Origin of the sequence: Mesorhizobium sp. B2-4-18 (assembly GCF_006441385.1) — a bacterium.
GTDB classification, from domain to species: Bacteria; Pseudomonadota; Alphaproteobacteria; order Rhizobiales; family Rhizobiaceae; genus Mesorhizobium; species Mesorhizobium australicum.
This window is the reverse complement of sequence record NZ_VFUW01000013.1, coordinates 46,575-69,251: the sequence shown is the minus strand read 5'-3', so window position 1 is coordinate 69,251 and position 22,677 is coordinate 46,575. Positions and strand designations below refer to the sequence as shown.

Sequence of the window (22,677 nt, the reverse complement as noted above, 5' to 3'; positions counted from 1 at the left end):
CCCTCACTTCGTCTCGTTCAGCCTCTCCGCCTTGTCGAGATTGTCCTTCCCGATGACGATCGGCGTCAGCAGCACCAGCTTCTCCTTCGGCTCCGTCTTGTCCTTGGCGTAGGCGACCGCGATCTGCACGGCGGTGCGCGACTGCTTGCCTGGGAACTGTTCGACCGTGCCGGCGAGCTTGCCGTCACGCACGGCCACCAGCGCTTCCGGCAGCGCGTCGAAGCCGTAGATCTTGACGTCGCTGAAATTGCGCGCGGCACACGCTTCGAGCGCGCCGAGCGCCATGTCGTCATTGGCGCAGATGATGGCGTCCGGCTTGCCGTTGGCGGCAAGGCCGGCTTCCGTCACCGTCAGCGCCTCGGCGCGGGCGAAGTTGGCGGTCTGCTCGTAGACGATCTGGTACTTGTCCTTCAGCGGATCGAGCACATTGTGCACGCCCTTGTTGCGGTCGATCGCGGGACCCGCGCCCGGCTGGCCTTGCAGGTGGAACAGCTTGGCGCCATTGGGGAACGCCGCCACCACGGCCTGGGCTTCCGCCTCGCCGCCCTTGACGTTGTCGGCGCCGACATGGGCCAGAATGCCCTGGACACCGTCGACGCGGCGGTCGATCGTCACCACGGGAACGCCGGCCTTCACCGCTTCCTCGATGGCTGGCGCCAGCGCGTTGACGTCGAGCGGCGAGATGACGATGGCGTTGACCTTCTGCACCAGCGCCGCCTCGATGTCGGCGGTCTGCTTGGTGGCCGAGTTCTGGCCGTCGCTCTCGGTCAGGTTGACGCCTTGCGCCTGCGCTTCGGCCTTGATCTCATTCAGCATGTGCACGAAGAACGGAAAGCCGAGACTGGGCACCGAGCCGAGAATGGTGAGTTTGTCCTCGGCGAAAGCCGAGCGTGCGGCGAGCATCATGGCGCCCGCGGCCACGGACGTCATAAGGAATTCGCGTCTGTTCATGGGTTCCTCCTCCACAGAAGCGCACGGCCCCTAAAAACCGGGACCGGTTTCAGGAAGGATCATGCGCCGGTTAAAGTGTTGGAGCATCCTCCTTGCGCCAAGAACGCATGCCGCTCCAGCTGACCGCCGCCTAAATTCCTCCGATCGGCGTCAACAAGAGGATGCTACCCCAGGGTCAACCATTTGTGCAACATCGATATAACAGCCAGGACAGCAACTTGTCGGAATTGTCTGAATTTTGGACTCTTCGGTCCGAAGGCCTTCTACGTCAGGAACGCCAAGGAGCGGCTCCAGAGCTGCGCGGCCGCCGTTGCATCGTAGTCGGGCAGTGCCGGGTCGGAAAAATAATGTCCCGCCTTTGGATAGCGAAAAACCTGCACATCCGCTCTCGCTGCCTCCGCGCTTTCCTGCCAGGCGCTGACGTCGGGCTCGGGGAACAGTGGATCGGTGTCCGCGACATGCAGTTGGATGGGCAAGCCGGGTCGTATGTTGGCAGCACGGTCGCCAAACCATGCAACAGCAGAACACCCGCTGCCAGCGGCCGCGACGCCCAGAATTCCGCCACCACGCCGGCTCCCATCGAGATACCCGCCAGCACCGCATCCCCCGGCGTCGAGGCCAGAGCCTCTCGCGCCTTCAGGCAGATGGCACCCCAGCCGATCCGCGCCTTGATCGCGAAACCTTCATCCAGATCATCCGTCGCCGCACCCTGATAAAGATCTGGCAGTGCGACCGCATGGCCGCAGGCGCGAAGGCATTCCGCAAGATGACGCTCGATCGGGCGAAGGCCAAGAACCGAGTGAAACAGGATGATGTCCGTCATGCACCGGCCCCTAGGTCGCCCAGATCCAGTCATTTTTTACCTGCCGGGGCGTGCAGTCTCAAGGCACACCGCATCGGCTTCCATTTTCCCGGTGCGGCACTACCTTTGGGGCGGCCAGGCCGACGAAATGGAGACACCATATGAAGCCGCGCATCATCTGCCATATGCTTGCCTCGCTCGACGGCAGCCTTCATCCGAGCCGCTACACCGAAAGCCCCGACGGCAGCCGGGCTGAGTGGTCGGGCCTATATGAAGAGATCCACAACGACCTCGAAGGTGACGCCTGGATCGTCGGCCGCGTCACCATGGCGGAGATGAGCAAGGTCGCCGCGCATCCGCCCGAGCATGTGGGCAAGGTCGATCGGCCGCATCATTTCGCGCGGCGCGACGCGGGCAGCTTTGCCGTGGCGCTCGATGCCTCGGGCAAGCTGCACTTCGCCAAACCCGATATCGGCGGCGACCATGTCGTGGTGCTGCTCGGGCATGATGTAGCCGACAGCCATCTGGCCGAGCTCGCCACTGACGGCGTATCTTATATCGTGTCGCAAACGTCCGGCATCGATCTCGCCGCCATGCTGGACGTGCTTGCCCGTGAGCTCGGCATCCGCCGTCTGCTGCTCGAAGGCGGCGCCGGCATCAACGGCTCCTTCCTGGCGGCGGGGCTGGTCGATGAACTCAGCCTTCTCATTGCCCCCGCGCTCGACGCGCGGGCGGCAAACCAGGGCTTTGTCGAGTTCGGTGAAAGCGGCCTTGCCGACAAGGTGCGGTTGTCGCTCAATGATTGCAAAGCCCTCGCGCATGGGCTCGTCCATTTGCGCTATGCCGTCACCCCTGGCTAAGGCCGCGTCTTGCGCGCCTCAGTATCGCATCGCGTCCAGATCGGCGATCAGCGTCGGGCCGGTCGGACGCCAGCCGAGCCGCGCCTGGGTCAGCGCGCTGGAGGCCGGCAGGTCCATGGGGGCGAACATCGCCATCCAGCCGAAATGCTCCGCCGCCTTTTCCGGCGCGATCGAAACCACCGGCAGGTTCAGTCCCCGGCCAAGCGCCTCGGCGATCGCGCGCACCTCGACGCCTTCCTCGCCGACGGCGTGATAGCGCGCGCCGGGCTGCCGCTTCTCCACCGCGAGCCGGTAGAGACGCGCGGCGTCCGCGACATGGCCGGCCGAATAGCGGTTGCGGCCCTCGCCGACATAGGCCGAGGTGCCCTTCTGGCGCGCGATCTCGATGAGCGGCGAAATCAGCCCCTGCTTAAGCGTGTTGTGGACCTGCGGCAGGCGCATCACCGACAGGTTGATGCCCGCCTCCAGCAACGCATTCCCGGCGAGTTCCGAGGCGATGCGCGGATTGGGGTGATCGGGGTTGAAGACATCCTCGACGGCCAGTTGGCCGTGGCCGGGACTGCCCATGCCGACGCCCGAGGTGATCACCAGCGGCCGGTCGGAGCCGGCGAGTGCCTGGCCGAGCGCGGCGATGACACGGCTGTCCTTTTCGCAATTCTCGGCGAACCGCGAAAAATCATGGTCGAACGCGGTGTGGATCACGGCTTCCGCCTCCGCCGCGCCGTCGCGCAGGCCTTGGGGATTCTCGAGGGTTCCCCGATACACCTCGGCGCCGGCGGCGGCCAACGCCTCGGCACCGGCATCGGAGCGGGTGACGCCGACGACCTGATGGCCGGCCTGAAGAAGTTCGGGAACGATGGCCGAACCGATGAAACCGGTCGCGCCGGTTAAAAAGATACGCATGCAAAATCTCCTGCACAGTTGCCTGCGTACTATCGCTGCTCTATTATTCCATTAAAGTAGTGATCTTATCATGGTATAATGGCTAACAGGATGTCCAACACTTCCGCCGGTTCGCTCGCGGCATTCCTGAAAGACAGACGCACCCGGCTCGACCCCTCATCGTTCGGCTTTTCCGGGCGCAGGCGCACGCCGGGACTGCGCCGGGAAGAGGTCGCGCAACGCGCCAACATCAGCCCGACCTGGTACACATGGCTGGAACAGGGACGCGGCGGCGCACCTTCGGCCGACGTGCTGAACCGGATCGCCAAGGGCCTTCTGCTGACCGAGGCCGAGCGCGAACATCTTTTCATGCTGGGGCTCGGGCGCCCGCCCGAGGTCCGCTACATCGGCGCCGACGGCGTCAGCCCCAGGCTGCAGCGCCTTATCGACACGCTCGAGGCAAGCCCGGCCCTGATCAAGACGGCGACCTGGGATATTGTCGCCTGGAACCGCGCCGCGCAAGTCGTGATGACCGATTACAGCACCTTGCCCGCTGGCCAGCGCAACATCCTGCGGTTTATGTTCCTGAGCCCCACCATCCGCGCCAAGCAGCACGATTGGGAGAACCTCGCCCGTTTCGTGGTCGGCGCGTTCCGGGCTGATGCGGCGCGCGCCGGCGCGGTGTCAGAGGTCGCCCAACTGGTGGAGGAGCTTTGCAGCGCCAGCCCGGAATTCGACGCGCTGTGGCGGGAAAACGACGTGCTCAGCCATGGCGACGGGACAAAGCGCCTGAAGCATCCCGAACTCGGCGACATCGAGCTGGAATATTCGGCCTTCGCGGTGGATGGCCGGCCGGATCTGAGCCTGACCGTCTACAATCCGGTGGACAGCAAGGTCGCCGACCGGATCCGCGATCTCGCCCGGCGGCACAAGGAGCGAGAGGCGGACCTGTCGCGTTGACTCTGGATCCCATTCAAGGCGGCGTTCGCACACCCGTTCAGCTTGCGCAAGGTCGGCATCCACCCCCACAAATTCTGATTGTCAGGCAACGCATTTGCACGGTTGGCCCGCCGCCAGCCGGCAGCGGGCCAGGCGCCGCTACTGGATGATCTTGACGATCTTGCGGGTGCTTGGATCGACGATCACGGTCCGGTCGTCGACGACGGTGTAGCGATACTTGACGTTGGGGACTTCGTGAAGCTCGACGGTATCGGGCAAGGCCGTGCCGACGTTGAGTTCCACGCCGGGAACCTTGACCGAAGCCAGCGGCTGCTTATGCACATACTCCTTGATCACTGTTTCCTGCTCGGGCTGGATGACGACGTCCTCGGCAGCGGCTGCGCCGACACCTGCGAGCAAGAGAACGGCGGCTACGGCGGCAAGATCTTTTTTCATGAGTACCTCCATCTGAAACCTGCACAGCACAACATTGTCACCGCGCTGCCGGATCGAACTTCAGGCATGTTTGAATGTTCCAGGCTTGGGCTTCGGTCCGGCCAGCACCGGACTTAGGTCCCATCGAAAAACGCAATAGTCCTGCCGGCGCCGCCGCCGGGAACGGCCGTCTTTCGCGCTCGTTGTTCGCTGCAAGTTCATCGCGGATACCTGACGGATGTCGGGCAGCACTGCGGGTGTGTTTTTTGCGAATTGGCGCAGCTACGTCCCTTCCTGCGCCAATAGGGTTCGCTCACTGCTTCAGGCGGTGAGCGAACCCTAAACCCTCGGCGTCAGCCGATAAGTGAGGAGGTTTGATGTTCAGCGACAAGGAAACCCGCCTTATGGAGGCGGCGCTGGTGATGGCGGTCCCGTTGTCGGCCTTGATCGCCGTCCTGCTCGTCAGCCTTACTTTGAACTGGTAGCAGCCCTTGCTGCCTTTATCGCCAATCGTGGGGTCGAGTTGAGGCCATGGGACAACAGATCCGCCCATACAATCCCAACCTGACCATGCTGGCCCGATCTGACCATGCTAGCCGCCAAAGGGAGGAGAATCGCGCCTTTGTCGCCGTGGAGCAAGGCGGACGGTACCGGCGCGCTTTCCGCCACCCCGCTGATCGGGCCTTGCCCTCGCTGCGCAACCGGCGCTCACCGCTGCCCGTGGAAATCGCGGTCCGTTTGTGACCCTTTCAGAAAGGAGCCCGGCCTGCTTTGGCGGAGGGCTCGGCACGTTGCGAGCAGGCCGGGCTATGCTCCGGCTGCCACACTTGGCGGAGGCTCGGGCCGGTGCAAAGGCAGGTTGTGCGTTTATCGCTCGACCCGCAACTCGGACTGAAGTCCTGCGAACCAGGCGCATTGGTCCCAAACATTGAACATAGTTTGCTGGCGCTCGTTGCCGAGAGGGACGCGTGAATTGGAGAAGAGCAATGCAGCTTGGTGAGATCATCGCCAACACCTTGGCCATCCTCTTGCTGGTCTGTTTTCTCGCCAGCACATTCTTCCTTTTCGGAAAGCCATTGTGGCCGGAGCAGCATGCCCGCATGATCATCATCGTGCCGGTTGACGCGATGGCGACAGCCTCGACCAGCCGCAGTGGCCCACCTGTGTTGCCAGGCACCTTCGACACCGGCCTTGCCCATCCAAGGCCGTCCTGATGGGCATCGGCGATGGTGAGCCGACCCTAGCCGGCGCTATCGAGCGCTGCTCGCGGCAAGCCTAGTCGAGCTTCTGGATGCGCCCTTTGTCGAGACGGAACACGCCATCGTTGCCGCCTTGTTGCTCGAAGTCGGTCTGCAGCTCATCCCAGATACCAAGATATCTGCCGCACTCGGCGCAACTGATCCGCGTCGATGGTGTCGCATCGGCCGGGATTTGCAGGCGGATGGTGCCGCAAAAAGGGCACTCCAATCGGTGATCGAGATATTCGCCAGGGCGCGTCTGTAATAGCCTGCGCACAGCTTCCTCCTGGATTTGGGTGGAAGCAGGATGATCGCTCCCAAGCGCCCACGTGTCTTCGCGTCGCGGACGGCCTTTGACAAGTTACGCCAGCCATTGGCGGGGTCAATAAACAAAGACATGACTGCCAATCACCAGCCCAATCCTGGAAGCGTGGCGGCCGCCGCATCTCCAGGCAGACGCCTGACCCCGGCAGCGAATACAGCTTCACGAACGGCCCGGAACCAAACCACCCGGCAGCGGTTTCCCAATGGAAGGGACCGCAAACCACGGAAGCAGCAATGGAACTTTTGACCTTGGAACTTGCCAGGGCGAGGCAGCGACTTAACCGGGCGGAACTCGCCCTTGAACGCGCAAACGCGATGCTGGACGAAGACTGTGGCGTCGGTATCAATCTGCGGCTTTGTGACAGGATAAGATCCGCGCAACAACGCGTCGGCGAAGCGAAGGCTCGTCTTGTGAAGCTCGATCGCGCCAGCACGGATTCAGCTCACTCCGGCTGAAGCTTACGCGCCACCGAGAGAGCTTCCCGCCCGGACCCTCGTTCAGGCAATCGCAAGCTCAGCCTTGATCCAAATCCACCGGCAGTGGCCTTGCAAGTCTCATATCTTGCGCCGGGAACCGGTCGAGCGTTGGTCGCTGAGATGCGGGCGCCAGCCATGCACCCGGTCCCGCCCGGCGGCCTTGGCGCCGTAAAGCGCCTCGTCGGCGCGTCTCAGAAGATCGGCAATCTCCATCGCGGCGCCGTCCGCATCGAGGGTGCTCACCCCAATGCTGACCGTGACGATACCCTTTTCGCTGCCGGCATGCGCCATGGCAAGGTCGCGCACCTTGCTCCTGAGGGTCTCGGCGATGACGAAGGCGCCCCGGGCGTCGGTCTCCGGCAGGATGAGCGCGAACTCCTCGCCGCCGTAGCGGGCCGCCGCGTCGGCCGGACGGCGGGCAGTCGCCTGGATGCAGCGGCTCACGGCGCGCAGGCAATCATCGCCCGCCGGATGGCCGTAATGGTCATTGAACCGCTTAAACCAGTCGACATCGATGATCACCAGGCTGAGCGGCGCCGCATTGCGCCTGGCGCGCGAGAATTCGCGCGCCAGCGCTTCATCGAAGGCGCGGCGCGTCCACAGTTCGGTCAGCCCGTCGCGGTGCGCCAGAAGGTTCAGCTTCTCGTTGACGGCCAGCAGTTCGGCCTCGACCTGCTTGGCCTCGGTGATGTCGGAAAACACGCTGAGGCTGCCGCCGTCGCCTGTCGGCCGGGTGCGTACGTCGAGCCAGCGGCCGTCGGCGAGCCGGACCTGGCGGTGGCTGACAAGCTTCTGCGAGGCCATGATGCCGTCGATCCAGCCCTCGACCGCGTCTGGCGGTGTGGTCCCCTCGCCGCGCGCCGCCGAGGCGCGCAGGATGTCGCGATAGTCGGCGCCGGGCACCCTCATCTCAGCCGTCTTAGGAAACATGGCGCGATACTGGTCGTTGCACAGCACCAGCCTGCCGTCCGGGTCGAACATCACCAGACCGTCGGCCATGTGTGTCAAGGCGTCTCCGAGCCGGACCCGACTTTCCGCCAGCTCGGTCTCGAGCTGCTTGCGCGCCGTGATGTCGCGATTGTGCGTGATCAGGCCGACGACGGCCCCGCTCCTGTCGCGAAAGGGCGCCTTCAAGGTCGCCAGCCAGCCTTCGGTTCCATCCTCGTGGTGAAGGTGCTGTTCGATGGTGGACGAGACGCCCGACGCCAGCACGGCAAGCTCGTCCTCGCGGAAACCTTTCGCCGTCTCGCGCGGATAGAAATCGAAGTCCGTCTTGCCGATCAGCGCCTTGGCGTCTGGCGCCTGCATCAGTTCGGCCGTTGCCGGATTGGCCGCGATGAACCGCCCGTCGAGGTCCTTGACGTTCAGGCAATCCGGCAGCGTCTCCACCACGGCCTTGTAGATGCGCCGCGACTGCAGCGCCTCGAGGCGCCGCCGCTCCTGGTAAAGCGTAAGCCCCGACAGCACCACCGAGACGAAGATGAGCAGGGAGGAAGGCAGCGCAACCTTCGGCAGGACTGTTTGCAGCACATCCCGCGGCAGGACGCTGAGGCCAAGCAGCGACGCCGCCGCTGCCGCCGCGCCGAGGGTCATGATGTCGACCATGGTGGGCCGGCGGCCCCTAAGGGCAAGGTTTCCGGCAACACCGACCAGCATGGCGGCCGCGATCCCCACCGCGCCGGCGAAGGCGCCGATGCCACCCTCGAAAGTCCGGAACGCACCGGCCATAACCCCGGCGACGACGCCGGCGACGGGACCGCCGAAGAAGCCGGCAACGGCAATCATCGTCGCCCTGAGATCGGCGAGCACGCCAGGCTGCAGCTGCATTGGTGTGAGCATCAGGATGATGGCTCCGGCGCCCATCAGCAGGCCGAAGGTCGCCGCCTTTGCGGCGGGCGCCCAGCGGTCCAGCCACACATGGGTGTGGATCCAGACCGACACGAACATCGCCACGACCGCCAGATTGGCCAGCAATTCGGACCAGGGCGAACCCATTGGGCGCCTTTCCTGTTACCGGGCTTTCGCCGTACCGCCTCCTCGATAGACCCTCAATGACAACAAAGTGTTACATCTGGGATTGCCTTTGGTCGAAGGAGCCAGGCCGTCGCGCCCCCCTCACCACCGCATCCCGTCGACAAAATCGATGAATGCCCGCAGCGGCGCTGGCGTCAGGCGGCGGCCGGGGTAGTAAAGGAACGGACCCGAGAATTCCTGCCACCAAGGCTCCAGCACGGGCTCGAGCCTGCCATCGACGAAATAGGGGCGCAGCCAGTCCTCGAACAATGAGACGATACCGCCGCCGTCGACCGCCACGCTGACAGCGAGGTCCATCGCCGTGCCGGTGCTGACCAGCAGCGGGCCGGTCGGGTCGACGCTCACCGTCTCGCCGTTGCGTTCGAAGTCCCAGGGCGGCATGGAGCCGCTGGCGAAGCGGCCGCGCAGGCAGGCGTGATCGAGCAGGTCGCGTGGATGGCCGGGCCGGCCGCGCCGATCGAGATAGGCCGGTGCGGCGGCGGTGGCGAAGCGCTGCCGCCGCGGGCCGATCGGCACCGCGATCATGTCCTGCTCCAGCCGTTCGTCATAGCGGATGCCGGCATCGCAGCCGCTCGCCAGTATGTCGACGAAACTGTCCTCGGCGGTCACTTCGACGCGGATGTCGGGATAGGCCGCGAGGAAGGGCGGCAGAAGGCGCGGCAGCACCAGTTTCGCCGCCACCACCGGCACGTTGAGCCGTAGCGTGCCGGCCGGACGGCCGCGAAACCCGTTGACCACGTCGAGCGCGGCCTCGACCTCGCCGAGCGCGGGACCGAGCCGCTCCAGCAGGCGCGCGCCGGCTTCGGTGGGGGCGACGCTGCGCGTGGTGCGGTTGAGGAGCCGCACGCCAAGCCCCGTTTCCAGCCGTCGCACCGTCTCGCTCAGGCTGGAGGCGCTGAAGCCGGTCGTCCGCGCCGCCTGCCGAAACCCGCCGGCGCGCGCCACCACCATGAATGCCTGGAGGTCACCCAGATCCGTCGCCATTGTTCGCCTTTCCGCACAGCCTGTGCCGACCGCGCCATATTATCGCGCGGGCGGGGACTGTCTATATCGAGCCGATCCAAAGGAGATCGAGACCCATGACCGACATCAGCAAGGCCGGAACTTTCAAGCTCGGCGACCGCACCGTGAAGCGCCTGGGCTATGGCGCCATGCAACTGGCCGGACCCGGCGTCTTCGGCCCGCCGAAGGACCGCGATGCGGCGATCGCCGTGCTGCGCGAGGCCGTTGCCAGCGGCGTCGACCATATCGACACATCGGATTTCTATGGTCCGCACGTCACCAATCAGATCATCCGCGAGGCGCTGCACCCCTATCCCGCGGACCTCACCATCGTCACCAAGATCAGTGCGCGGCGCGGCGAGGATGCCTCGTGGATCCCGGCGATGTCACCACAGGAACTGACGCAGGCCGTGCACGACAATCTGCGCAATCTCGGGCTGGACGTGATCGAGGTCGTGAACCTGCGCTCCATGCATGGCATCCACGGGCCCGCCGAAGGCTCGCTCGAGCCGCAACTCGACACGCTCGCCGAACTGCAGCGCCAGGGACTTGTGCGCCATATTGGCCTGAGCAACGTCACCCGCAAGCAGATCGCGCAGGGACGCGGGATGGCCGACATCGTCTGCGTGCAGAACCAATACAACATCGCGCATCGCCAGGACGACGCGCTGATCGACGAGCTTGCCGCCGACGGCATCGCCTATGTGCCGTTCTTCCCGCTCGGCGGCTTCACGCCGCTGCAGTCGAGCACGCTTGCCGACGTCGCGCAAAAACTCGGCGCCACCCCCATGCAGGTGGCGCTCGCCTGGCTGTTGCAGCGCTCGCCCAACATCCTGCTTATCCCCGGCACCTCGTCAGTCGGGCATCTCAGGGAGAACCTGGCGGCCGCAGAGCTTAAGCTGCCGGCGGATGCCGTCCAGGTCTTGAACGGCATAGCAGGCGAGACCGAGCAGGCCGCGTGACGCGTCGAAAGGCCCCGTTTGGCCGGCTTGCCGCCGGGGCCTCGATGCGGCCTCGGCGGCAGCTTGCTAAGCTGACGCTGCCCATGGCATCTGTCCAATACCACGGATCGACCCAAGCAGCATGGCTTCACGACCACCACCGCCCGGCAGGCCGCCACCCGGCAAGCCACGCAGCGCCGGCCCTCCTGGCGTCAGCCTGAACCGAGCGCTCTCAAAACTCGGCCTGTGCTCGCGCACGCAGGGCGAGGCGCTGATCGCGCAAGGCCGCGTGCGCGTCGGCGGCAAGGTGGTGCGCGATGCCGCGCTGCGCGTCGACATGAACCGCGACAGGATCGTCGTCGATGGCGTCGAGGTGGTTGCCGAGCGCAAGGTCTATCTGATGGTGAACAAGCCGCGCGGGCTGGTCACCACCCGCGACGACCCGCTCGAGCGCGACACCGTCTATGCCTGTCTCGAAGGGCTCAACCTGCCCTTCGTTTCGCCGGTCGGCCGGCTGGACAAGGCCAGCGAAGGCCTGCTGCTGATGACCAACGACACACGCTTCGCCAACCGGCTGATGGACCCGGCCTCGCATCTGCCCAAGACCTATCACGTGCAGGTCGCCATGGTGCCGGATGAAACGCTGCTGGACAAACTCCGCGCGGGCGCCACCATCGACGGCGAGGCCTTGGCGGCCAATTCGATCGAATTCCTGCGCAGCGGCGGTCGCACGGCCTGGCTGGAGATCGTGCTCGACGAAGGCAAGAACCGCCACATCCGCCGCCTGCTCGCCGCTCATGGCATCGAGGTCAAGCGCCTGATCCGCGTCGCCATCGGCAGCCTGCCGCTCGGCGACCTCGCCAAGGGCGTGGCGCGGCACCTCACGCCGGAGGAACTGGCGCTGCTGGCGCAGTGAGTGGGCGGCGAAGCCACTATTCGACGTTGATGCTGACGGCGGTCTGATGGGCATTGCCCATATAGGTGTGGACCGAAAACGTGACCTGGTCGCGCCCCTTGTATCCGGGGTTCGACCGGTAAAACCCCTTGATGCCGTCCACTTTGTGGGCATTGCATTTCCAGCGCTCGTTCGATTTGCTGAAACCGGTATAGAGCTTGGCATGCACGAGCCTGATCTTCCCGTGGCTTGGGCCCGCGACGATCCTGACATCGTTCGCGCCGGCGCTGGAACAGTCGGCATTCAGGCTGGCATCCCTGAAAATATAGATCTCCTGTCCGGAGAGCGCCGCCTTTCCATAGCTTTCCGCCGCCGCCGGCCAGGCGGCACATCCCAGAACCGCCAATGCCGTTATCACACCTGTCGTCCGACGCTTCATTTCAACGATCCTCCTGCTTGTACGATTTAGGGGCAATTCCAGGAAAAGTGCGTAATGGTTTTCCGTCCGGAATTGCGTAAAACAAAGCGTTCGGGCGAGCACTACTCCACCTTGATGTTGGTGACGTATTTGAACGCGTCGCCGTCATAGGTGTGAACCGAGATCGTCACCTGATCCCAGCCCTTGAAGCCAGGGCTCGACCTGTAAAGCGCCTTGATGCCATTCACCTCGTGGGAATTGCATTTTGCCCGGTCGTTCGACTTGTTGTAATGCGTAAACACCCCGTCATGGACGAGTTTTACATTTCCGTGGCTTGGACCCGAGACCACCCTCACATCGTCCCTGCCCGCGCTGGAACAATCCACGTTCAGGCTCGCTCCGCCGAAGAAATAGACATCGTGGCCCGAAAGCGCTGTCTTTTGGGAGGTGAACATGCGGTTGGAAGCAGCCGCCGGATTGACCACAAAAGCCAGAAGCGCCAGGCCGGCCATGGTGCTTGTCGCGCGGTGAGACATTTTTTCCCCCGTTTCAGAAATTTCCCACCGGCGATTTTATGACGGCACAAATCCAGGCTCAAATCACGGAAACAGCCATACCAATCAATTCATGGTTATCAGAACAAAACCGAGTAAAGGCCCGGCGATCGCCCTTATCAACACTCTGCCGAATGAAATGGAGTATTCCTGTCGAAACAACGCCATGAAAATCGACAAGCCATAAACTTTGCCAAGAACAGATTGCCGATTGCGCTGTTTGACACCTGCCGATGATTTCTCCCTCGCGCCGTCCAGGAGTCGCTCAGGCCCGAATAGACCATCGCACCCCCCTCTCCTGACAGAAAGCTGGCAGGAGACCTGGGCTATGCATCGGCTGGGAAACCCGGCCCCGGGCTTCAGCGACCAAGGAACCTAAGCGATGAATTTCGTCTCAGTCCGCATCATCACATCGGATGTCCAGCGCCTCGTGCGCTTCTACGGTGAGGTCACCGGCATGCCGGTGACGGTCTATACCGAAGACTTCGCCGAACTGGCGACGCCGGCCTGCACGCTGGCGATCGGCAGCACGCGCACCTTGATGCTGTTCGGCGGCGACATCGCCCGCCCCGCCGACAACCACACGGCAATCCTCGAATTCCGCGTCGGCGACGTCGATGCCGAATTCGCCCGGCTGTCGGACCTCATCAAGAGCACGACCGTGCAGCAGCCGACCACCATGCCCTGGGGGAACCGCTCGCTGCTGTTTCGCGACCCCGACGGCAATCTGGTGAATTTCTTCCAGCCCGTCACCGCCGAGGCGATCCGGAAGTTTGACAGATAGAGACGGTCGGGATTGGCTAGGGTTTGGGAATTGCCGAAGCCTCCCCGCGTTCGTCATCCCAGGGCGGAGCAGCCGCGAAAGCGGCGTGGCGGAGACCCTGGGATGACGAAACGACGGCGCTTCCGCGCCGAGCCGGTGCCCGCCCTACTTCCCGTTCCATTTGCGCACGACCGGCTCACCGAAATCATGCTCGTAGCCGAGCACGCTGATGCTGGCCGTGTCGAGCACGAACAGCGCCCCGCCTTCCGGCGGCAGGCCGAGCCAGCGGGCGGCCAGCACGCGCAGGAAGTGCGCGCTGGAAAAGATCAGTATGTCGGCATTGGCCTTGCGCAGGCGCTCGATGATCCCGTCGGCGCGGGTGCCGACATCGGCCGCCAGCTCGCCTTGCGGACAGCCGTCGCGAAACACGTTCCAGCCCGGCCGCTCGGCCAGGATCTCTTTCGTCGTGCGCCCTTCATAGGCGCCGTAGTCCCACTCCTGCAGATCGTCCATCTTGACGCTTGTCGCGCCAAAGCCGGCAAGCACGCTGGTGTTGTAGGCGCGCTGCGAGGGGCTCGACCAGACGGCTGAGAACGGTAGGCCTTTCAACCGCTCCGCAACACCCCGCGCGGCCGCCTCGCCGGCCGGCGTCAGCGGCATGTCGGTGCGCCCGGTATGCTGCCCCGAAAGGCTCCATGCCGTCTCGCCATGCCGGACCAGATGGATTTGGGGGAACGCACTGCTCATGGGGTACCTTTCGATGTCGGCGGCACCTTAGAGGACGATGCGGCAAAGGGGAATCCGGGGTACTGGCGAAACCTCGCCTGGCCCTGATTCCCGCCGCATTGGCACAATGATTGAGCGTGCGGCATAACTATCTCTGCTGGATAGTCATCAGGCACGACAGGCAACACCATCATGTACAAACATCTGCTCATCGCCACCGACGGTTCTGACCTGGCCGGCAAGGGTGTCGCCCAGGGCCTCACACTGGCCAAGGGCATCGGCGCCGCCGTCACCTTCGTTACCGTCTCGGAACAATTCCCGATCTTCGCCTGGGGCGGCGCCATGGCCGGCTATGCCGCCGGCGACGAACTGGTCACCTATCGGGAGGAAGCGCGCCGCTATGGCAAGGAAGTGCTCGACAAGTGCAAGGCATCCGCCGACGCCGCCGGCGTGTCCGCCACGCTGGTCCATGTCGAGGACAAAAGGCCGGCCGAAGCGATCCTGGAACTGTCGCGGGCGCAAGGCTGCGACCTGATCGTCATGGCCTCGCACGGCCGCCGGGGCCTCGGCAGGCTGCTTCTGGGCAGCCAGACGGCGGAAGTGCTGTCCTACACCGAGATCCCGGTGCTGGTGGTGCGGTAGCGGCCACAACCCGATATTTTCAAGCTGGCCCCATCGGTCAGCGCGGTTTCACCGGTGCGGCTTCATTCGCCAGGGCATATTCAACCCGTGGCGGATGCCCGAAGAGCTGTTTGTAGGCGCGGCTGAAGGCGGCTTCGGACTCGTAGCCGATGCGCAAGCCGATCTCACCCACGCGTGCGTCTCGCCTGGCCAGCAGATCGCGGGCCAGGCCCAGCCGCCATTCATTCTGGTAGCGCAGCGGCGAGCGCCCGACGAGCGCGGCGAAGCGCTCGCAGAAGCTGGATCGGGACATGCCGGCCTTGTCGGCCAGTTCATTGATGCTCCACCGCTGCAGCGGCCTTTCGTGGATGGCCTTCAGGGAACGGGCGATGCGGGCGTCTGAAAGCCCGCCGAGCCAGCCCGTGGCGCGTCCTTCATGGACCCAACTGCGCAAGGTGCGGATGACCATGAGATCGATGATGCGGGAAATCATCAAAGCCGCGCCGGGCTGGGCGTCGCTGGTTTCGACCATCAGGAAAGGCAGCATTCCATCGACCCACCCTGCCCCGTGGGCACGCCCGATATGGATGCATCGCGGCAAGGCGAAGATCATTCCCCGCAGGCTGTCAGGATCGAACCAGAAGCGGCAGGCGACGATCGCCACCTGCGGATGCGACGCCACCAGCCGCAACGCGCCGGGACCACGAGGCAGGAGCACGAGGTCGCCGGCCTCCATGACGACAGGGGCCTGATCCCCACTCTCCATGCGAAGCGCGCCGACGGTCACCACGACGATATGGGCTTGGCCCTCGTCGAGATCGAGTTGCTCCGCCTCTGTCAGCGTGCGTGAAAAAACCTCGTCGCCGGTAAGCCTGATCTGCGCCAGCACATGCGAGAGAAGGTCCCCGGAGACACCGGCACGCGGCCCTCCATCCGGAAGAATGGTCAAATTTTCAGGCAATTCCATCATGGATGCGACCGGCCGGCTCCGCTACATTCCTTACGACGATAGCGCATTTTCGTGCTGATTATGCGCCGTTTTTTCCTTGGATCAAAACCAATCCCGCAGCCAAGGCTGCGAGAACGGGCTGTTCCAATCATCCAACTCGGCGAACGTGGTTCCAAATCGATCAAACGGATCAATCGCCATCCAACCAACGAGACAGGAAATTCCAATGAGCACTCAAACCATCCAGGCGCCCGGCGCCGCATCGCAGTGGCTGAAATCCTATTATTTCCTCCGGGCCGGCTTTTCGGTCGCCTGGGTGGCGGCGGCCTTCACCCTTGGCAAAAGCGCGCCGCCGGTCTCCGCGCTACTCCTGGTCGCCTACCCCTTGTGGGACGCTATCGCCAATATTCTGGACGCGCAGCGTAGCGGCGGCCTGAAAGCCAATCCCAGCCAGGCGCTCAACGCGGTGGTCAGCACGATCACGGCCATTGCCGTCGTCATTGCACTCGGACAGGGCCCGCACGCGGTTCTGGCGGTGTTCGGTGCGTGGGCGGTTCTCTCTGGCCTGTTCCAGCTTGCGACCGGCGTGCGCCGTTGGCGGGCAGGCGCGCAATGGGCGATGGTGCTGAGCGGTGCGCAGTCAGCGCTGGCCGGTGGCTTCTTCATCAAACAGGCAATCGGCACCGCGACGCCTGGCATCACCGACATCGCGCCCTATGCCGCGTTCGGCGCCTTCTATTTCCTCGTCTCGGCCGTATGGCTGGCCGTCACGCAGGCACGCAAGCCCACGTAAAGGCCTGGGACTGGTTGCCGCGGCGGCCTTCGCTCAAACCACTTCCAGCACCTTGCCCGTGTCGTGCTGGCGCACGAAATCGACGCGGCCACCGTCCCAGTGGTAGCTGTAGTGGCGGCCCTGAACCGGGACACCGATGGCGTCGGGCCAGAAGATGCCAATGCACTCCCCATCGGGCATGCGCACGCTGTTCCACACCAGCCCGTCGCTGCCGGCGGCCCGCAGCGCCCGCCCTTCCGCCTGCGACGCCGTGTAGTCGTCGGGATCGAGCACGCCGGGCACGGCGTTGACGTCGTCGAGGTCGCGATCGACGCTGCCGATCAGCACGCGGAAATCGGCCGTCCAGCCGGGCGCCTCGTTGGTGGCACGCATGAATTTCTGGTGATGGTGGATGGTTTCGGCCAGCGCCACGTCCTCGCTGTCGCCGGCGTAGTAAATGCCGTAGCTGCCGTCCGAAAAACGGCCGGGCCGAAGGACGGAACAATGCACGAAAGGTGCCATGACGAAGCTGGCGCCAGGACCGGAAACCCGCCTTGCGGCCGGCACCTTGCCGAGATCGCCAAGCTCCAGCCGGATGCGCGGGTTGGTCTTCTCCTCGACGGCGGCGAGCGCCTCCCAGTCGCGCGGATCGGCGATGTCCTCGAACAGATCGATCGGCGGATGGATGGAGCGGATGATGCGATAGGTCTGGGGCCAGTGGACGCGGCGCCGGACCGCGAGCCCACTCACCATGCACCACGCTCCGCGTCGAGCCATTCGCGCATCGCCGCGAGATCGGAAATGTCGCCGCGCAGCATCACGTCGAGCGCCGACTGCCCGCCAAAGGTGGCATTGGGCTTGCGTATCCAGGCATAGCCGCGCGCCGGCTCGGTGAAGAGGTAGCGCAGCCCCTTGTGGATGCCCATCAGATGCGCCATGCGGGTGCGCAGGTCGCGGTCGATCCGGCCGATGCCGCCCTCCTTCCAGCGCGCCCAGGTGCGCGCCGAAATGCCGCCAAGCAGGACGCAGGCCTCGAAGTCGGTGAGGTTCCAGGCCTTGAACAGGTTGACCGTGGTGCGCGCCAAAGCGCCTGCCTCTTCATCCGAAATGGCTGAGCCGACAGTGGCCGGTGTGGCGGTGATGGCTTGAAGCTGCATGTTTAGACCTCGCTAATTGGCAGATATATAGCATGTATATGCCAATTGGCAAGGCGGGGAGCCATTGCCAGTGAAGACCGCACTGATGGCGATTAGATGGTCCGAACAATATTGCATCAACAATTACGGTCGAATTTCCCGGTAGTTGGATTTCCAACTAAGGTCGCGCGTGCCCCTAAACGGTCCTTGGCGCGGTTCCGCGACCCGTGACAAACCGCAAGATCGGTCGAGCGCGTCATGTCCGCATACGCTTTAGCTGGTGCTGCCACGGAGAACGGAATGATGAAGGCGGCGCTTCAAAACTACCATGCCCGGATGCAGAGAGTGTTGGATCATATCGACCAGCATTTGAACGGCAATCTGGACCTGGATGCTTTGAGCGGCATCGCGGCATTTTCCAAATACCATTTCCACCGGCAGTTCACGGCGACCTTCGGGCTGTCCGTGCATCGCTATGTCCAGCTTGCCCGCATGAAGCGCGCTTCATACCGGCTGGCCTTCAGGGATGCCGAAAGCGTCACTGACATAGCGATGGATGCCGGTTACGATGCACCGGACGCCTTCGCCCGCGCCTTTCGGCAACGGTTCGGGCAGTCTCCTTCATCGTTCCGGAAGTCGCCCGACTGGGCACTGTGGCTTGCGGCCTTCGGGCCTATGGACAATGCGAGGAGCAAGCTCATGCACATTACCTATGACCACGACGACGTGACGATCCGCGATGTGCCCCCGACGCCGGTGGCGATCATGGAACATCGAGGCGACCGGGCGACACTCGGCGACACCATCCAGCGGTTCATCGCCTGGCGCAAGGCCGCCGGCCTGTCACCGGAGACGAGCCCGACCTTCAACGTCTTCCGTTCCGAGAGGATCCCCGCCAACCCAGCCGATTACAGCATGGACCTGTGTGTCGGGACTGACCTGCCGATCGACGCTGATGACGGGCAGATGATGGCTGGCGTGATCCCCGGCGGACGCTGCGCGGTGTTGCGCGTCGTCCACAATACCAACAACCTGGAGCCAGCCGCGCTCTACCTTTATCGCGACTGGCTTCCTGCCAGCGGCGAGGAAGCGCGTGACTTCCCGATCTATTGCCAGCGGCACTTTTCGATGTTCCCGAATGTGCCGGTGCCTGATGTGGTCTGCGAATTGTTTCTGCCGCTGAAATAGGGCCTTCTGACGGGACCTGTCCCTTCTGACCGGGCCGGCGTTGCGCCGGCCCGAAAGTCCTGCACTACTCCGCCGCCTCGTACCCCGCGATGCCCTTGATCTCGAGGAAATCCTCGAGCCCGTATTCGGCGTATTCGCGGCCGTTGCCCGACTGCTTGTAGCCGCCGAAGGGCAGGCCGGCGTCCCATTGGGGATAGTTGATGTAGACATTGCCCGAGCGCATGCGGGCCGCGACCTCGCGCGCCTTCTGTAGGTCCTTGGCCTGGATGTAGGAGGCAAGGCCGTAGACGGTGTCGTTGGCCTGCTCGACAGCCTGCTCGACCGTGTCGTAGGGCAGGATCGCCAACACCGGCCCGAAAACCTCCTCGCGCGCGATGCGCATGTCGTGGGTGACGTCGGCGAACACGGTCGGCCTGACATAGTAGCCGCGATTGAGTTCGGCAGGGCGGCCGGGGCCGCCGGCGACCAGCCTGGCACCCTCGTCGATGCCGCTCTGGATCAGGTCCTGGATCTTGTCGAACTGGACCTGGCTGACGACTGGGCCGAGCTTGGTGTTGGCGCCGTCGGCCGGACCGACCTTGAACCTTTCCGCCGCCGTCCTGGCATATCCCGCGGCCTCGTCGTGGCGGTCGCGCGGCACGAACATGCGCGTCGGCGCGTTGCAGGACTGGCCGCTGTTGCTGAAGCAGCCGGCGACGCCCTTGCTGACGGCGGTGGCGAGGTCGACATCCGGGAACAGGATGTTGGCCGACTTGCCGCCAAGCTCCTGATGCACGCGCTTGACGGTGTCGGCGGCAGCCTTGGCCACCAATATGCCTGCCCGGGTCGAACCGGTGAACGACATCATGTCGATGTCGGGATGGCTGGACAGCGCCTGGCCGACGCCAGGGCCGTCGCCGTTGACGAGGTTGAACACGCCCTTCGGCACGCCGGCCTCGTCGATGATTTCGGCGAAGATGATGGCGTTGAGCGGCGCGATTTCCGAGGGCTTCAGCACCATGGTGCAGCCGGCGGCGAGTGCCGGACCGACCTTGCAGGTGATCTGGTTCAGCGGCCAGTTCCAGGGCGTGATCAGGCCGACGACGCCGATCGGCTCCTTGACCACGAGATGATTGCCCTTGACGTGGCGGAACTGGAAATTCTTCAGCGTCTCGGCCATTTTGGCCAGATGCGCCAGGCCGATGCCGACCTGGCTGTCGAGCGCCATCTGGCGCGGCGCGCCCATCTCGCGCGACACGGCGATCGCCAGATCCTTGCTGCGCTTCTTGTAGACCTCGATGACGCGGTTGAGGATGTCGAGGCGTTCCTCGACCGAGGTGAAGCCGTAAGTGTTGAAGGCGCGCTTGGCGGCGGCCACCGCCTTGTTGACATCGGCCCTGGAGCCGAGCGAAATCCGCGCGAAAGCATCCTCGTTCGATGGATCGATAACGTCGAGCGTGTTGGGCACGACAGGATCGACCCACGCGCCATCGATGTAGAACTGCAGATCGTGTGACATAGTCTCTCCTTGGGGTGCCGCATGGCCAGGCCGTGATATCTGGCTAGAAATAACGATGCGCAAACGGCGCTGTCAAACGCAACCCCCGAACTGGTTGAGCCAACGCGGCAGTGGTTGAGCCAGAGGGCTGGACCAGCGATGAGCGGACTATAGCAGCGTATGCCCGGCTTCGCCCAGCAAACCTCTTGCCGCAGGCTCGTCAGCCGCTTTCACCAGCAGGTGGTCGCCATCGAAGGTCGATACCAGGAAGATGCCTAGCCCGTTTTCCGACAGCGGCCTGATGACGGACAGCACGATGCCGGTTTCGTCGAACGCGAACGGCCCCTGCAATTTGAAGGCGACCCAGTCGCGGTCATGCTTGACGGCATCGGGCACGCGATCCTGAAGGCAGGTGATCGAGAGCTCGTCGTCGGTCCTGGTGATGCTGACGAAACCTGGTCCATCCGCCCAGCCAGGAATACCGTCAGCGGCTTGAAGCCGCGAAATCGCGTAGAGCCCGGACAGTTGCTTCAGCGTTATCCTCGCAGCCATCGTCGCGCTCTGATCGTCATGCCAACCTCTTGCTCATATAGACCGTCACCCCATTCATGAACGGCTCTTCCCGGTCGACCGTATAGCCGTGCCGCTTGTAGAGCGACACGTTGGCTTCGAAGGCGCCGTTGGTCAACAGGCGAAGCTCGTTGCGGCCCGCCTCGCGCGCCTTGATTTCCGCACGCTCCAGCAGGAGCCGGCCGATACCCCTGCCCTGCGCTTCCGGCGCGACGCAGACGTTCTCGATCCACAGGTGATCGTCGGCCAGCGTGGTCTCGATCATGCCGACGATGCGGCCGTCCTCGACGGCGAGGTCGAACGGATGCTCGGCGATGGCCTTTTCGTAGTCGGCGCGCATCGGCAGCGGCTCGCGGCCGATCACCGGCACCCATTTGGCATAGGCGGCACGCACAATGTCGCGGATGGCGGCGGCATCGGCGGGTTCGGCCGGCCGAAACCGGATGGCAGACTCGATGATCATGACAGTGCTCCAGGCATGAAAAACCCCGCCGGCTGTTGTCGCGGGCGGGGCTGGAAACGAGCGAAGCGGATTTATCCTGCCGGCCTTTGTCGTCGCGCAATCAGCGTGCCGCTCCGCGCTGGGCGGAAGCGGCGTCGCTTGGCGATGACGGGCGCGGGAACGAACATGGCGGCAAGCTGGAGCAGCAACGGTCCCGCGTCAAGACACCGCCTCGGCCTGTCATTGGGCCAAACCGTCGGCAACGCCTTGGCCTGATACGACTGGGACCCTCAGCGATCGATCCTCGCCGCCTGTTGCGGGGAGTATCGTTCTCCCTGGACGGCAATCGCCGAGACCGCGTTCTCGATATCGCGAAGATCGTCCGCGGTCAGGGCAACGGCGAGAGATCCGATGTTTTCCTCAAGGCGGTTTAGCTTGGTCGTACCTGGGATCGGAACGATCCAGGGCTTGCGCGCCAGCAGCCAGGCAAGCGCGACCTGTGCCGATGTCGCGTTCTTGTCAGCCGCGATCGCGACGATGGCGTCGACCAGTGCCTGGTTTGCCTGGCGGGCTTCCTCCGTGAACCGCGGAACGCTGTTGCGGAAATCGTTGGCATCGAACGTCGTCCCGGCGTTGATGGCGCCGGTGAGGAAACCCTTGCCCAGCGGACTGAAAGGCACAAAGCCGATTCCCAGTTCCTCGAGGACCGGCAGGATCGCCTCCTCGGGTTCACGCCACCAGAGTGAATATTCGCTCTGAAGCGCGGCGACCGGCTGCACCGCGTGAGCGCGGCGGATGGTGCGCACGCCCGCTTCCGAGAGGCCGAAATGCTTCACCTTGCCTTGGCTGATCAAGTCCTTCACCACGCCAGCCACCTCTTCGATCGGCACGACCGGATCGACCCGATGCTGGTAGAGAAGATCGATGTAGTCCGTCCTCAGCCGCTTCAGAGAGGCCTCGACGACGTCGCGAATATGCTGCGGCCGGCTGTCCATGCCCTGGTGTCCGGCCGCGCCGGCGATATCGATGCCGAATTTGGTGGCGATCACCACCTGGTCGCGGATTGGCTGCAACGCCTCGCCGACGACCTCTTCGTTCCTGAACGGTCCGTAGACCTCCGCCGTGTCGAAGAAGGTGACACCGCGCTCGAATGCCGCCCGGATCAGACGGACTGCATCCGGCGTCTCCATCGGCTGCCCATAGGACTGGCTCATGCCCATGCAGCCCAGGCCGATGGCCGAGACTTCGAGGCCGCTCTTTCCAAGTGTGCGCTTTTGCATC

27 protein-coding genes are annotated in these 22,677 nt (G+C 64.2%); 10 read left to right on the top strand and 17 right to left on the bottom strand.

The features are described from left to right. Positions 1–3 precede the first annotated feature (3 nt). Positions 4–951, bottom strand: coding sequence for a substrate-binding domain-containing protein (locus tag FJ527_RS25845; protein ID WP_140663528.1), 948 nt, complete (start codon positions 949–951; stop codon positions 4–6). Between the two features lie 263 nt (positions 952–1,214). After that, positions 1,215–1,439 (bottom strand): dienelactone hydrolase family protein, encoded by a 225-nt coding sequence (locus FJ527_RS29745; protein WP_246677809.1) that lies wholly within the window; start codon positions 1,437–1,439, stop codon positions 1,215–1,217. Between the two features lie 475 nt (positions 1,440–1,914). Between FJ527_RS29745 and FJ527_RS25835 the strand changes: the two genes are divergently transcribed. After that, positions 1,915–2,613 (top strand): RibD family protein, encoded by a 699-nt coding sequence (locus tag FJ527_RS25835; protein ID WP_140824347.1) that lies wholly within the window; start codon positions 1,915–1,917, stop codon positions 2,611–2,613. Positions 2,614–2,631: 18 nt separating this feature from the next. On the opposite strand, the gene FJ527_RS25830 is transcribed toward FJ527_RS25835, so the two are convergent. Beyond that, positions 2,632–3,516: an SDR family oxidoreductase gene (locus tag FJ527_RS25830; protein ID WP_140663534.1), complete on the bottom strand. Its 885-nt coding sequence runs from the start codon at positions 3,514–3,516 to the stop codon at positions 2,632–2,634. A gap of 90 nt (positions 3,517–3,606) precedes the next feature. On the opposite strand from FJ527_RS25830, the gene FJ527_RS25825 reads away from it, so the two are divergent. Then, complete coding sequence (locus tag FJ527_RS25825) at positions 3,607–4,455, top strand: helix-turn-helix transcriptional regulator (protein WP_246677808.1); 849 nt, start codon at positions 3,607–3,609, stop codon at positions 4,453–4,455. 138 nt (positions 4,456–4,593) lie between these two features. Here FJ527_RS25825 and FJ527_RS25820 read toward each other — a convergent pair whose 3' ends face one another. After that, positions 4,594–4,890 (bottom strand): DUF1236 domain-containing protein, encoded by a 297-nt coding sequence (locus FJ527_RS25820; protein ID WP_015316803.1) that lies wholly within the window; start codon positions 4,888–4,890, stop codon positions 4,594–4,596. A 965-nt stretch (positions 4,891–5,855) separates the two neighbouring features. Between FJ527_RS25820 and FJ527_RS25815 the strand changes: the two genes are divergently transcribed. Next, positions 5,856–6,083 carry a hypothetical protein gene (locus FJ527_RS25815; RefSeq protein ID WP_015316800.1) on the top strand — a complete coding sequence of 76 codons (228 nt, stop codon included), beginning with the start codon at positions 5,856–5,858 and terminating at the stop codon, positions 6,081–6,083. A gap of 61 nt (positions 6,084–6,144) precedes the next feature. On the opposite strand, the gene FJ527_RS25810 is transcribed toward FJ527_RS25815, so the two are convergent. After that, complete coding sequence (locus FJ527_RS25810) at positions 6,145–6,384, bottom strand: hypothetical protein (RefSeq protein ID WP_015316799.1); 240 nt, start codon at positions 6,382–6,384, stop codon at positions 6,145–6,147. A 281-nt stretch (positions 6,385–6,665) separates the two neighbouring features. Here FJ527_RS25810 and FJ527_RS25805 point away from each other — a divergent pair, with 281 nt between their 5' ends. Continuing rightward, the gene (locus FJ527_RS25805; RefSeq protein WP_140617896.1) at positions 6,666–6,887 is read left to right on the top strand and encodes a hypothetical protein; all 222 of its coding nucleotides are present in this window, start codon (positions 6,666–6,668) and stop codon (positions 6,885–6,887) included. 99 nt (positions 6,888–6,986) lie between these two features. Here the strand turns inward: FJ527_RS25805 and FJ527_RS25800 are convergent, their stop codons facing one another. Both FJ527_RS25800 and FJ527_RS25795 read right to left on the bottom strand, forming a co-directional pair. Continuing rightward, on the bottom strand, positions 6,987–8,903 hold the full coding sequence (locus FJ527_RS25800) for a diguanylate cyclase (protein ID WP_140725009.1): 1,917 nt from the start codon (positions 8,901–8,903) through the stop codon (positions 6,987–6,989). Between the two features lie 120 nt (positions 8,904–9,023). Next, entirely contained in the window at positions 9,024–9,926 is a 903-nt protein-coding gene (locus FJ527_RS25795; RefSeq protein ID WP_140824345.1) for a LysR family transcriptional regulator, read from the bottom strand. Positions 9,927–10,021: 95 nt separating this feature from the next. Here FJ527_RS25795 and FJ527_RS25790 point away from each other — a divergent pair, with 95 nt between their 5' ends. Together FJ527_RS25790 and FJ527_RS25785 are read left to right on the top strand one after the other, a co-directional pair. Beyond that, positions 10,022–10,906 carry an aldo/keto reductase family oxidoreductase gene (locus tag FJ527_RS25790; RefSeq protein WP_140824344.1) on the top strand — a complete coding sequence of 295 codons (885 nt, stop codon included), beginning with the start codon at positions 10,022–10,024 and terminating at the stop codon, positions 10,904–10,906. A gap of 121 nt (positions 10,907–11,027) precedes the next feature. Beyond that, positions 11,028–11,801: a pseudouridine synthase gene (locus tag FJ527_RS25785; RefSeq protein WP_181166484.1), complete on the top strand. Its 774-nt coding sequence runs from the start codon at positions 11,028–11,030 to the stop codon at positions 11,799–11,801. Between the two features lie 16 nt (positions 11,802–11,817). On the opposite strand, the gene FJ527_RS25780 is transcribed toward FJ527_RS25785, so the two are convergent. Together FJ527_RS25780 and FJ527_RS25775 are read right to left on the bottom strand one after the other, a co-directional pair. Next, positions 11,818–12,321 carry a hypothetical protein gene (locus FJ527_RS25780; protein WP_224583969.1) on the bottom strand — a complete coding sequence of 168 codons (504 nt, stop codon included), beginning with the start codon at positions 12,319–12,321 and terminating at the stop codon, positions 11,818–11,820. Next, on the bottom strand, positions 12,321–12,734 hold the full coding sequence (locus FJ527_RS25775) for a hypothetical protein (RefSeq protein WP_140824343.1): 414 nt from the start codon (positions 12,732–12,734) through the stop codon (positions 12,321–12,323). Before FJ527_RS25775 ends, FJ527_RS25780 begins: the two co-directional genes overlap by 1 nt. Before the next feature lie 400 nt (positions 12,735–13,134). On the opposite strand from FJ527_RS25775, the gene FJ527_RS25770 reads away from it, so the two are divergent. Then, a complete protein-coding gene (locus tag FJ527_RS25770; protein WP_140824342.1) occupies positions 13,135–13,536 on the top strand; it encodes a VOC family protein in 402 nt (133 codons plus the stop codon). A gap of 144 nt (positions 13,537–13,680) precedes the next feature. On the opposite strand, the gene FJ527_RS25765 is transcribed toward FJ527_RS25770, so the two are convergent. After that, a complete protein-coding gene (locus FJ527_RS25765) occupies positions 13,681–14,262 on the bottom strand; it encodes a histidine phosphatase family protein (RefSeq protein WP_140716521.1) in 582 nt (193 codons plus the stop codon). Between the two features lie 171 nt (positions 14,263–14,433). On the opposite strand from FJ527_RS25765, the gene FJ527_RS25760 reads away from it, so the two are divergent. Then, positions 14,434–14,883 (top strand): universal stress protein, encoded by a 450-nt coding sequence (locus FJ527_RS25760; RefSeq protein ID WP_140716523.1) that lies wholly within the window; start codon positions 14,434–14,436, stop codon positions 14,881–14,883. A 37-nt stretch (positions 14,884–14,920) separates the two neighbouring features. On the opposite strand, the gene FJ527_RS25755 is transcribed toward FJ527_RS25760, so the two are convergent. After that, a complete protein-coding gene (locus FJ527_RS25755; protein WP_140824341.1) occupies positions 14,921–15,832 on the bottom strand; it encodes an AraC family transcriptional regulator in 912 nt (303 codons plus the stop codon). A gap of 205 nt (positions 15,833–16,037) precedes the next feature. Between FJ527_RS25755 and FJ527_RS25750 the strand changes: the two genes are divergently transcribed. After that, positions 16,038–16,604: a DUF308 domain-containing protein gene (locus FJ527_RS25750; RefSeq protein WP_140824340.1), complete on the top strand. Its 567-nt coding sequence runs from the start codon at positions 16,038–16,040 to the stop codon at positions 16,602–16,604. A gap of 33 nt (positions 16,605–16,637) precedes the next feature. Here the strand turns inward: FJ527_RS25750 and FJ527_RS25745 are convergent, their stop codons facing one another. Continuing rightward, the gene (locus tag FJ527_RS25745) at positions 16,638–17,336 is read right to left on the bottom strand and encodes an RES family NAD+ phosphorylase (protein WP_140663555.1); all 699 of its coding nucleotides are present in this window, start codon (positions 17,334–17,336) and stop codon (positions 16,638–16,640) included. Further along, the gene (locus FJ527_RS25740; RefSeq protein ID WP_015316785.1) at positions 17,330–17,740 is read right to left on the bottom strand and encodes an MbcA/ParS/Xre antitoxin family protein; all 411 of its coding nucleotides are present in this window, start codon (positions 17,738–17,740) and stop codon (positions 17,330–17,332) included. Before FJ527_RS25740 ends, FJ527_RS25745 begins: the two co-directional genes overlap by 7 nt. Positions 17,741–18,022: 282 nt before the next feature. On the opposite strand from FJ527_RS25740, the gene FJ527_RS25735 reads away from it, so the two are divergent. Next, on the top strand, positions 18,023–18,907 hold the full coding sequence (locus tag FJ527_RS25735) for an AraC family transcriptional regulator (protein ID WP_140824392.1): 885 nt from the start codon (positions 18,023–18,025) through the stop codon (positions 18,905–18,907). Between the two features lie 64 nt (positions 18,908–18,971). Here the strand turns inward: FJ527_RS25735 and FJ527_RS25730 are convergent, their stop codons facing one another. The 4 genes from FJ527_RS25730 to FJ527_RS25715 form a co-directional block, all read right to left on the bottom strand. Further along, a complete protein-coding gene (locus FJ527_RS25730) occupies positions 18,972–20,405 on the bottom strand; it encodes an aldehyde dehydrogenase family protein (RefSeq protein WP_140824339.1) in 1,434 nt (477 codons plus the stop codon). Between the two features lie 147 nt (positions 20,406–20,552). After that, positions 20,553–20,936, bottom strand: coding sequence for an ACT domain-containing protein (locus FJ527_RS25725; RefSeq protein ID WP_140824338.1), 384 nt, complete (start codon positions 20,934–20,936; stop codon positions 20,553–20,555). A gap of 16 nt (positions 20,937–20,952) precedes the next feature. After that, on the bottom strand, positions 20,953–21,417 hold the full coding sequence (locus FJ527_RS25720; protein WP_140824337.1) for a GNAT family N-acetyltransferase: 465 nt from the start codon (positions 21,415–21,417) through the stop codon (positions 20,953–20,955). Between the two features lie 269 nt (positions 21,418–21,686). After that, positions 21,687–22,676 carry an aldo/keto reductase gene (locus FJ527_RS25715; protein WP_140824336.1) on the bottom strand — a complete coding sequence of 330 codons (990 nt, stop codon included), beginning with the start codon at positions 22,674–22,676 and terminating at the stop codon, positions 21,687–21,689. Position 22,677 lies beyond the last annotated feature (1 nt).

Excerpts from the sequence above, each read along its gene's own strand:
- FJ527_RS25760 (WP_140716523.1), top strand. The coding sequence starts at position 14,434 with ATGTACAAACATCTGCTCATCGCCACCGACGGTTCTGACCTGGCCGGC.
- FJ527_RS25845 (WP_140663528.1), bottom strand. The coding sequence starts at position 951 with ATGAACAGACGCGAATTCCTTATGACGTCCGTGGCCGCGGGCGCCATG.
- FJ527_RS25775 (WP_140824343.1), bottom strand. The coding sequence starts at position 12,734 with ATGTCTCACCGCGCGACAAGCACCATGGCCGGCCTGGCGCTTCTGGCT.
- FJ527_RS25815 (WP_015316800.1), top strand. The coding sequence starts at position 5,856 with ATGCAGCTTGGTGAGATCATCGCCAACACCTTGGCCATCCTCTTGCTG.
- FJ527_RS25740 (WP_015316785.1), bottom strand. The coding sequence starts at position 17,740 with ATGCAGCTTCAAGCCATCACCGCCACACCGGCCACTGTCGGCTCAGCC.
- FJ527_RS25825 (WP_246677808.1), top strand. The coding sequence starts at position 3,607 with ATGTCCAACACTTCCGCCGGTTCGCTCGCGGCATTCCTGAAAGACAGA.
- FJ527_RS25820 (WP_015316803.1), bottom strand. The coding sequence starts at position 4,890 with ATGAAAAAAGATCTTGCCGCCGTAGCCGCCGTTCTCTTGCTCGCAGGT.
- FJ527_RS25805 (WP_140617896.1), top strand. The coding sequence starts at position 6,666 with ATGGAACTTTTGACCTTGGAACTTGCCAGGGCGAGGCAGCGACTTAAC.
- FJ527_RS25715 (WP_140824336.1), bottom strand. The coding sequence starts at position 22,676 with ATGCAAAAGCGCACACTTGGAAAGAGCGGCCTCGAAGTCTCGGCCATC.
- FJ527_RS25785 (WP_181166484.1), top strand. The coding sequence starts at position 11,028 with ATGGCTTCACGACCACCACCGCCCGGCAGGCCGCCACCCGGCAAGCCA.
- FJ527_RS25790 (WP_140824344.1), top strand. The coding sequence starts at position 10,022 with ATGACCGACATCAGCAAGGCCGGAACTTTCAAGCTCGGCGACCGCACC.
- FJ527_RS25720 (WP_140824337.1), bottom strand. The coding sequence starts at position 21,417 with ATGATCATCGAGTCTGCCATCCGGTTTCGGCCGGCCGAACCCGCCGAT.
- FJ527_RS25830 (WP_140663534.1), bottom strand. The coding sequence starts at position 3,516 with ATGCGTATCTTTTTAACCGGCGCGACCGGTTTCATCGGTTCGGCCATC.
- FJ527_RS25745 (WP_140663555.1), bottom strand. The coding sequence starts at position 17,336 with ATGGTGAGTGGGCTCGCGGTCCGGCGCCGCGTCCACTGGCCCCAGACC.
- FJ527_RS25750 (WP_140824340.1), top strand. The coding sequence starts at position 16,038 with ATGAGCACTCAAACCATCCAGGCGCCCGGCGCCGCATCGCAGTGGCTG.
- FJ527_RS25795 (WP_140824345.1), bottom strand. The coding sequence starts at position 9,926 with ATGGCGACGGATCTGGGTGACCTCCAGGCATTCATGGTGGTGGCGCGC.
- FJ527_RS25835 (WP_140824347.1), top strand. The coding sequence starts at position 1,915 with ATGAAGCCGCGCATCATCTGCCATATGCTTGCCTCGCTCGACGGCAGC.
- FJ527_RS25725 (WP_140824338.1), bottom strand. The coding sequence starts at position 20,936 with ATGGCTGCGAGGATAACGCTGAAGCAACTGTCCGGGCTCTACGCGATT.
- FJ527_RS25730 (WP_140824339.1), bottom strand. The coding sequence starts at position 20,405 with ATGTCACACGATCTGCAGTTCTACATCGATGGCGCGTGGGTCGATCCT.
- FJ527_RS25770 (WP_140824342.1), top strand. The coding sequence starts at position 13,135 with ATGAATTTCGTCTCAGTCCGCATCATCACATCGGATGTCCAGCGCCTC.
- FJ527_RS25755 (WP_140824341.1), bottom strand. The coding sequence starts at position 15,832 with ATGATGGAATTGCCTGAAAATTTGACCATTCTTCCGGATGGAGGGCCG.
- FJ527_RS25735 (WP_140824392.1), top strand. The coding sequence starts at position 18,023 with ATGAAGGCGGCGCTTCAAAACTACCATGCCCGGATGCAGAGAGTGTTG.
- FJ527_RS25765 (WP_140716521.1), bottom strand. The coding sequence starts at position 14,262 with ATGAGCAGTGCGTTCCCCCAAATCCATCTGGTCCGGCATGGCGAGACG.
- FJ527_RS25800 (WP_140725009.1), bottom strand. The coding sequence starts at position 8,903 with ATGGGTTCGCCCTGGTCCGAATTGCTGGCCAATCTGGCGGTCGTGGCG.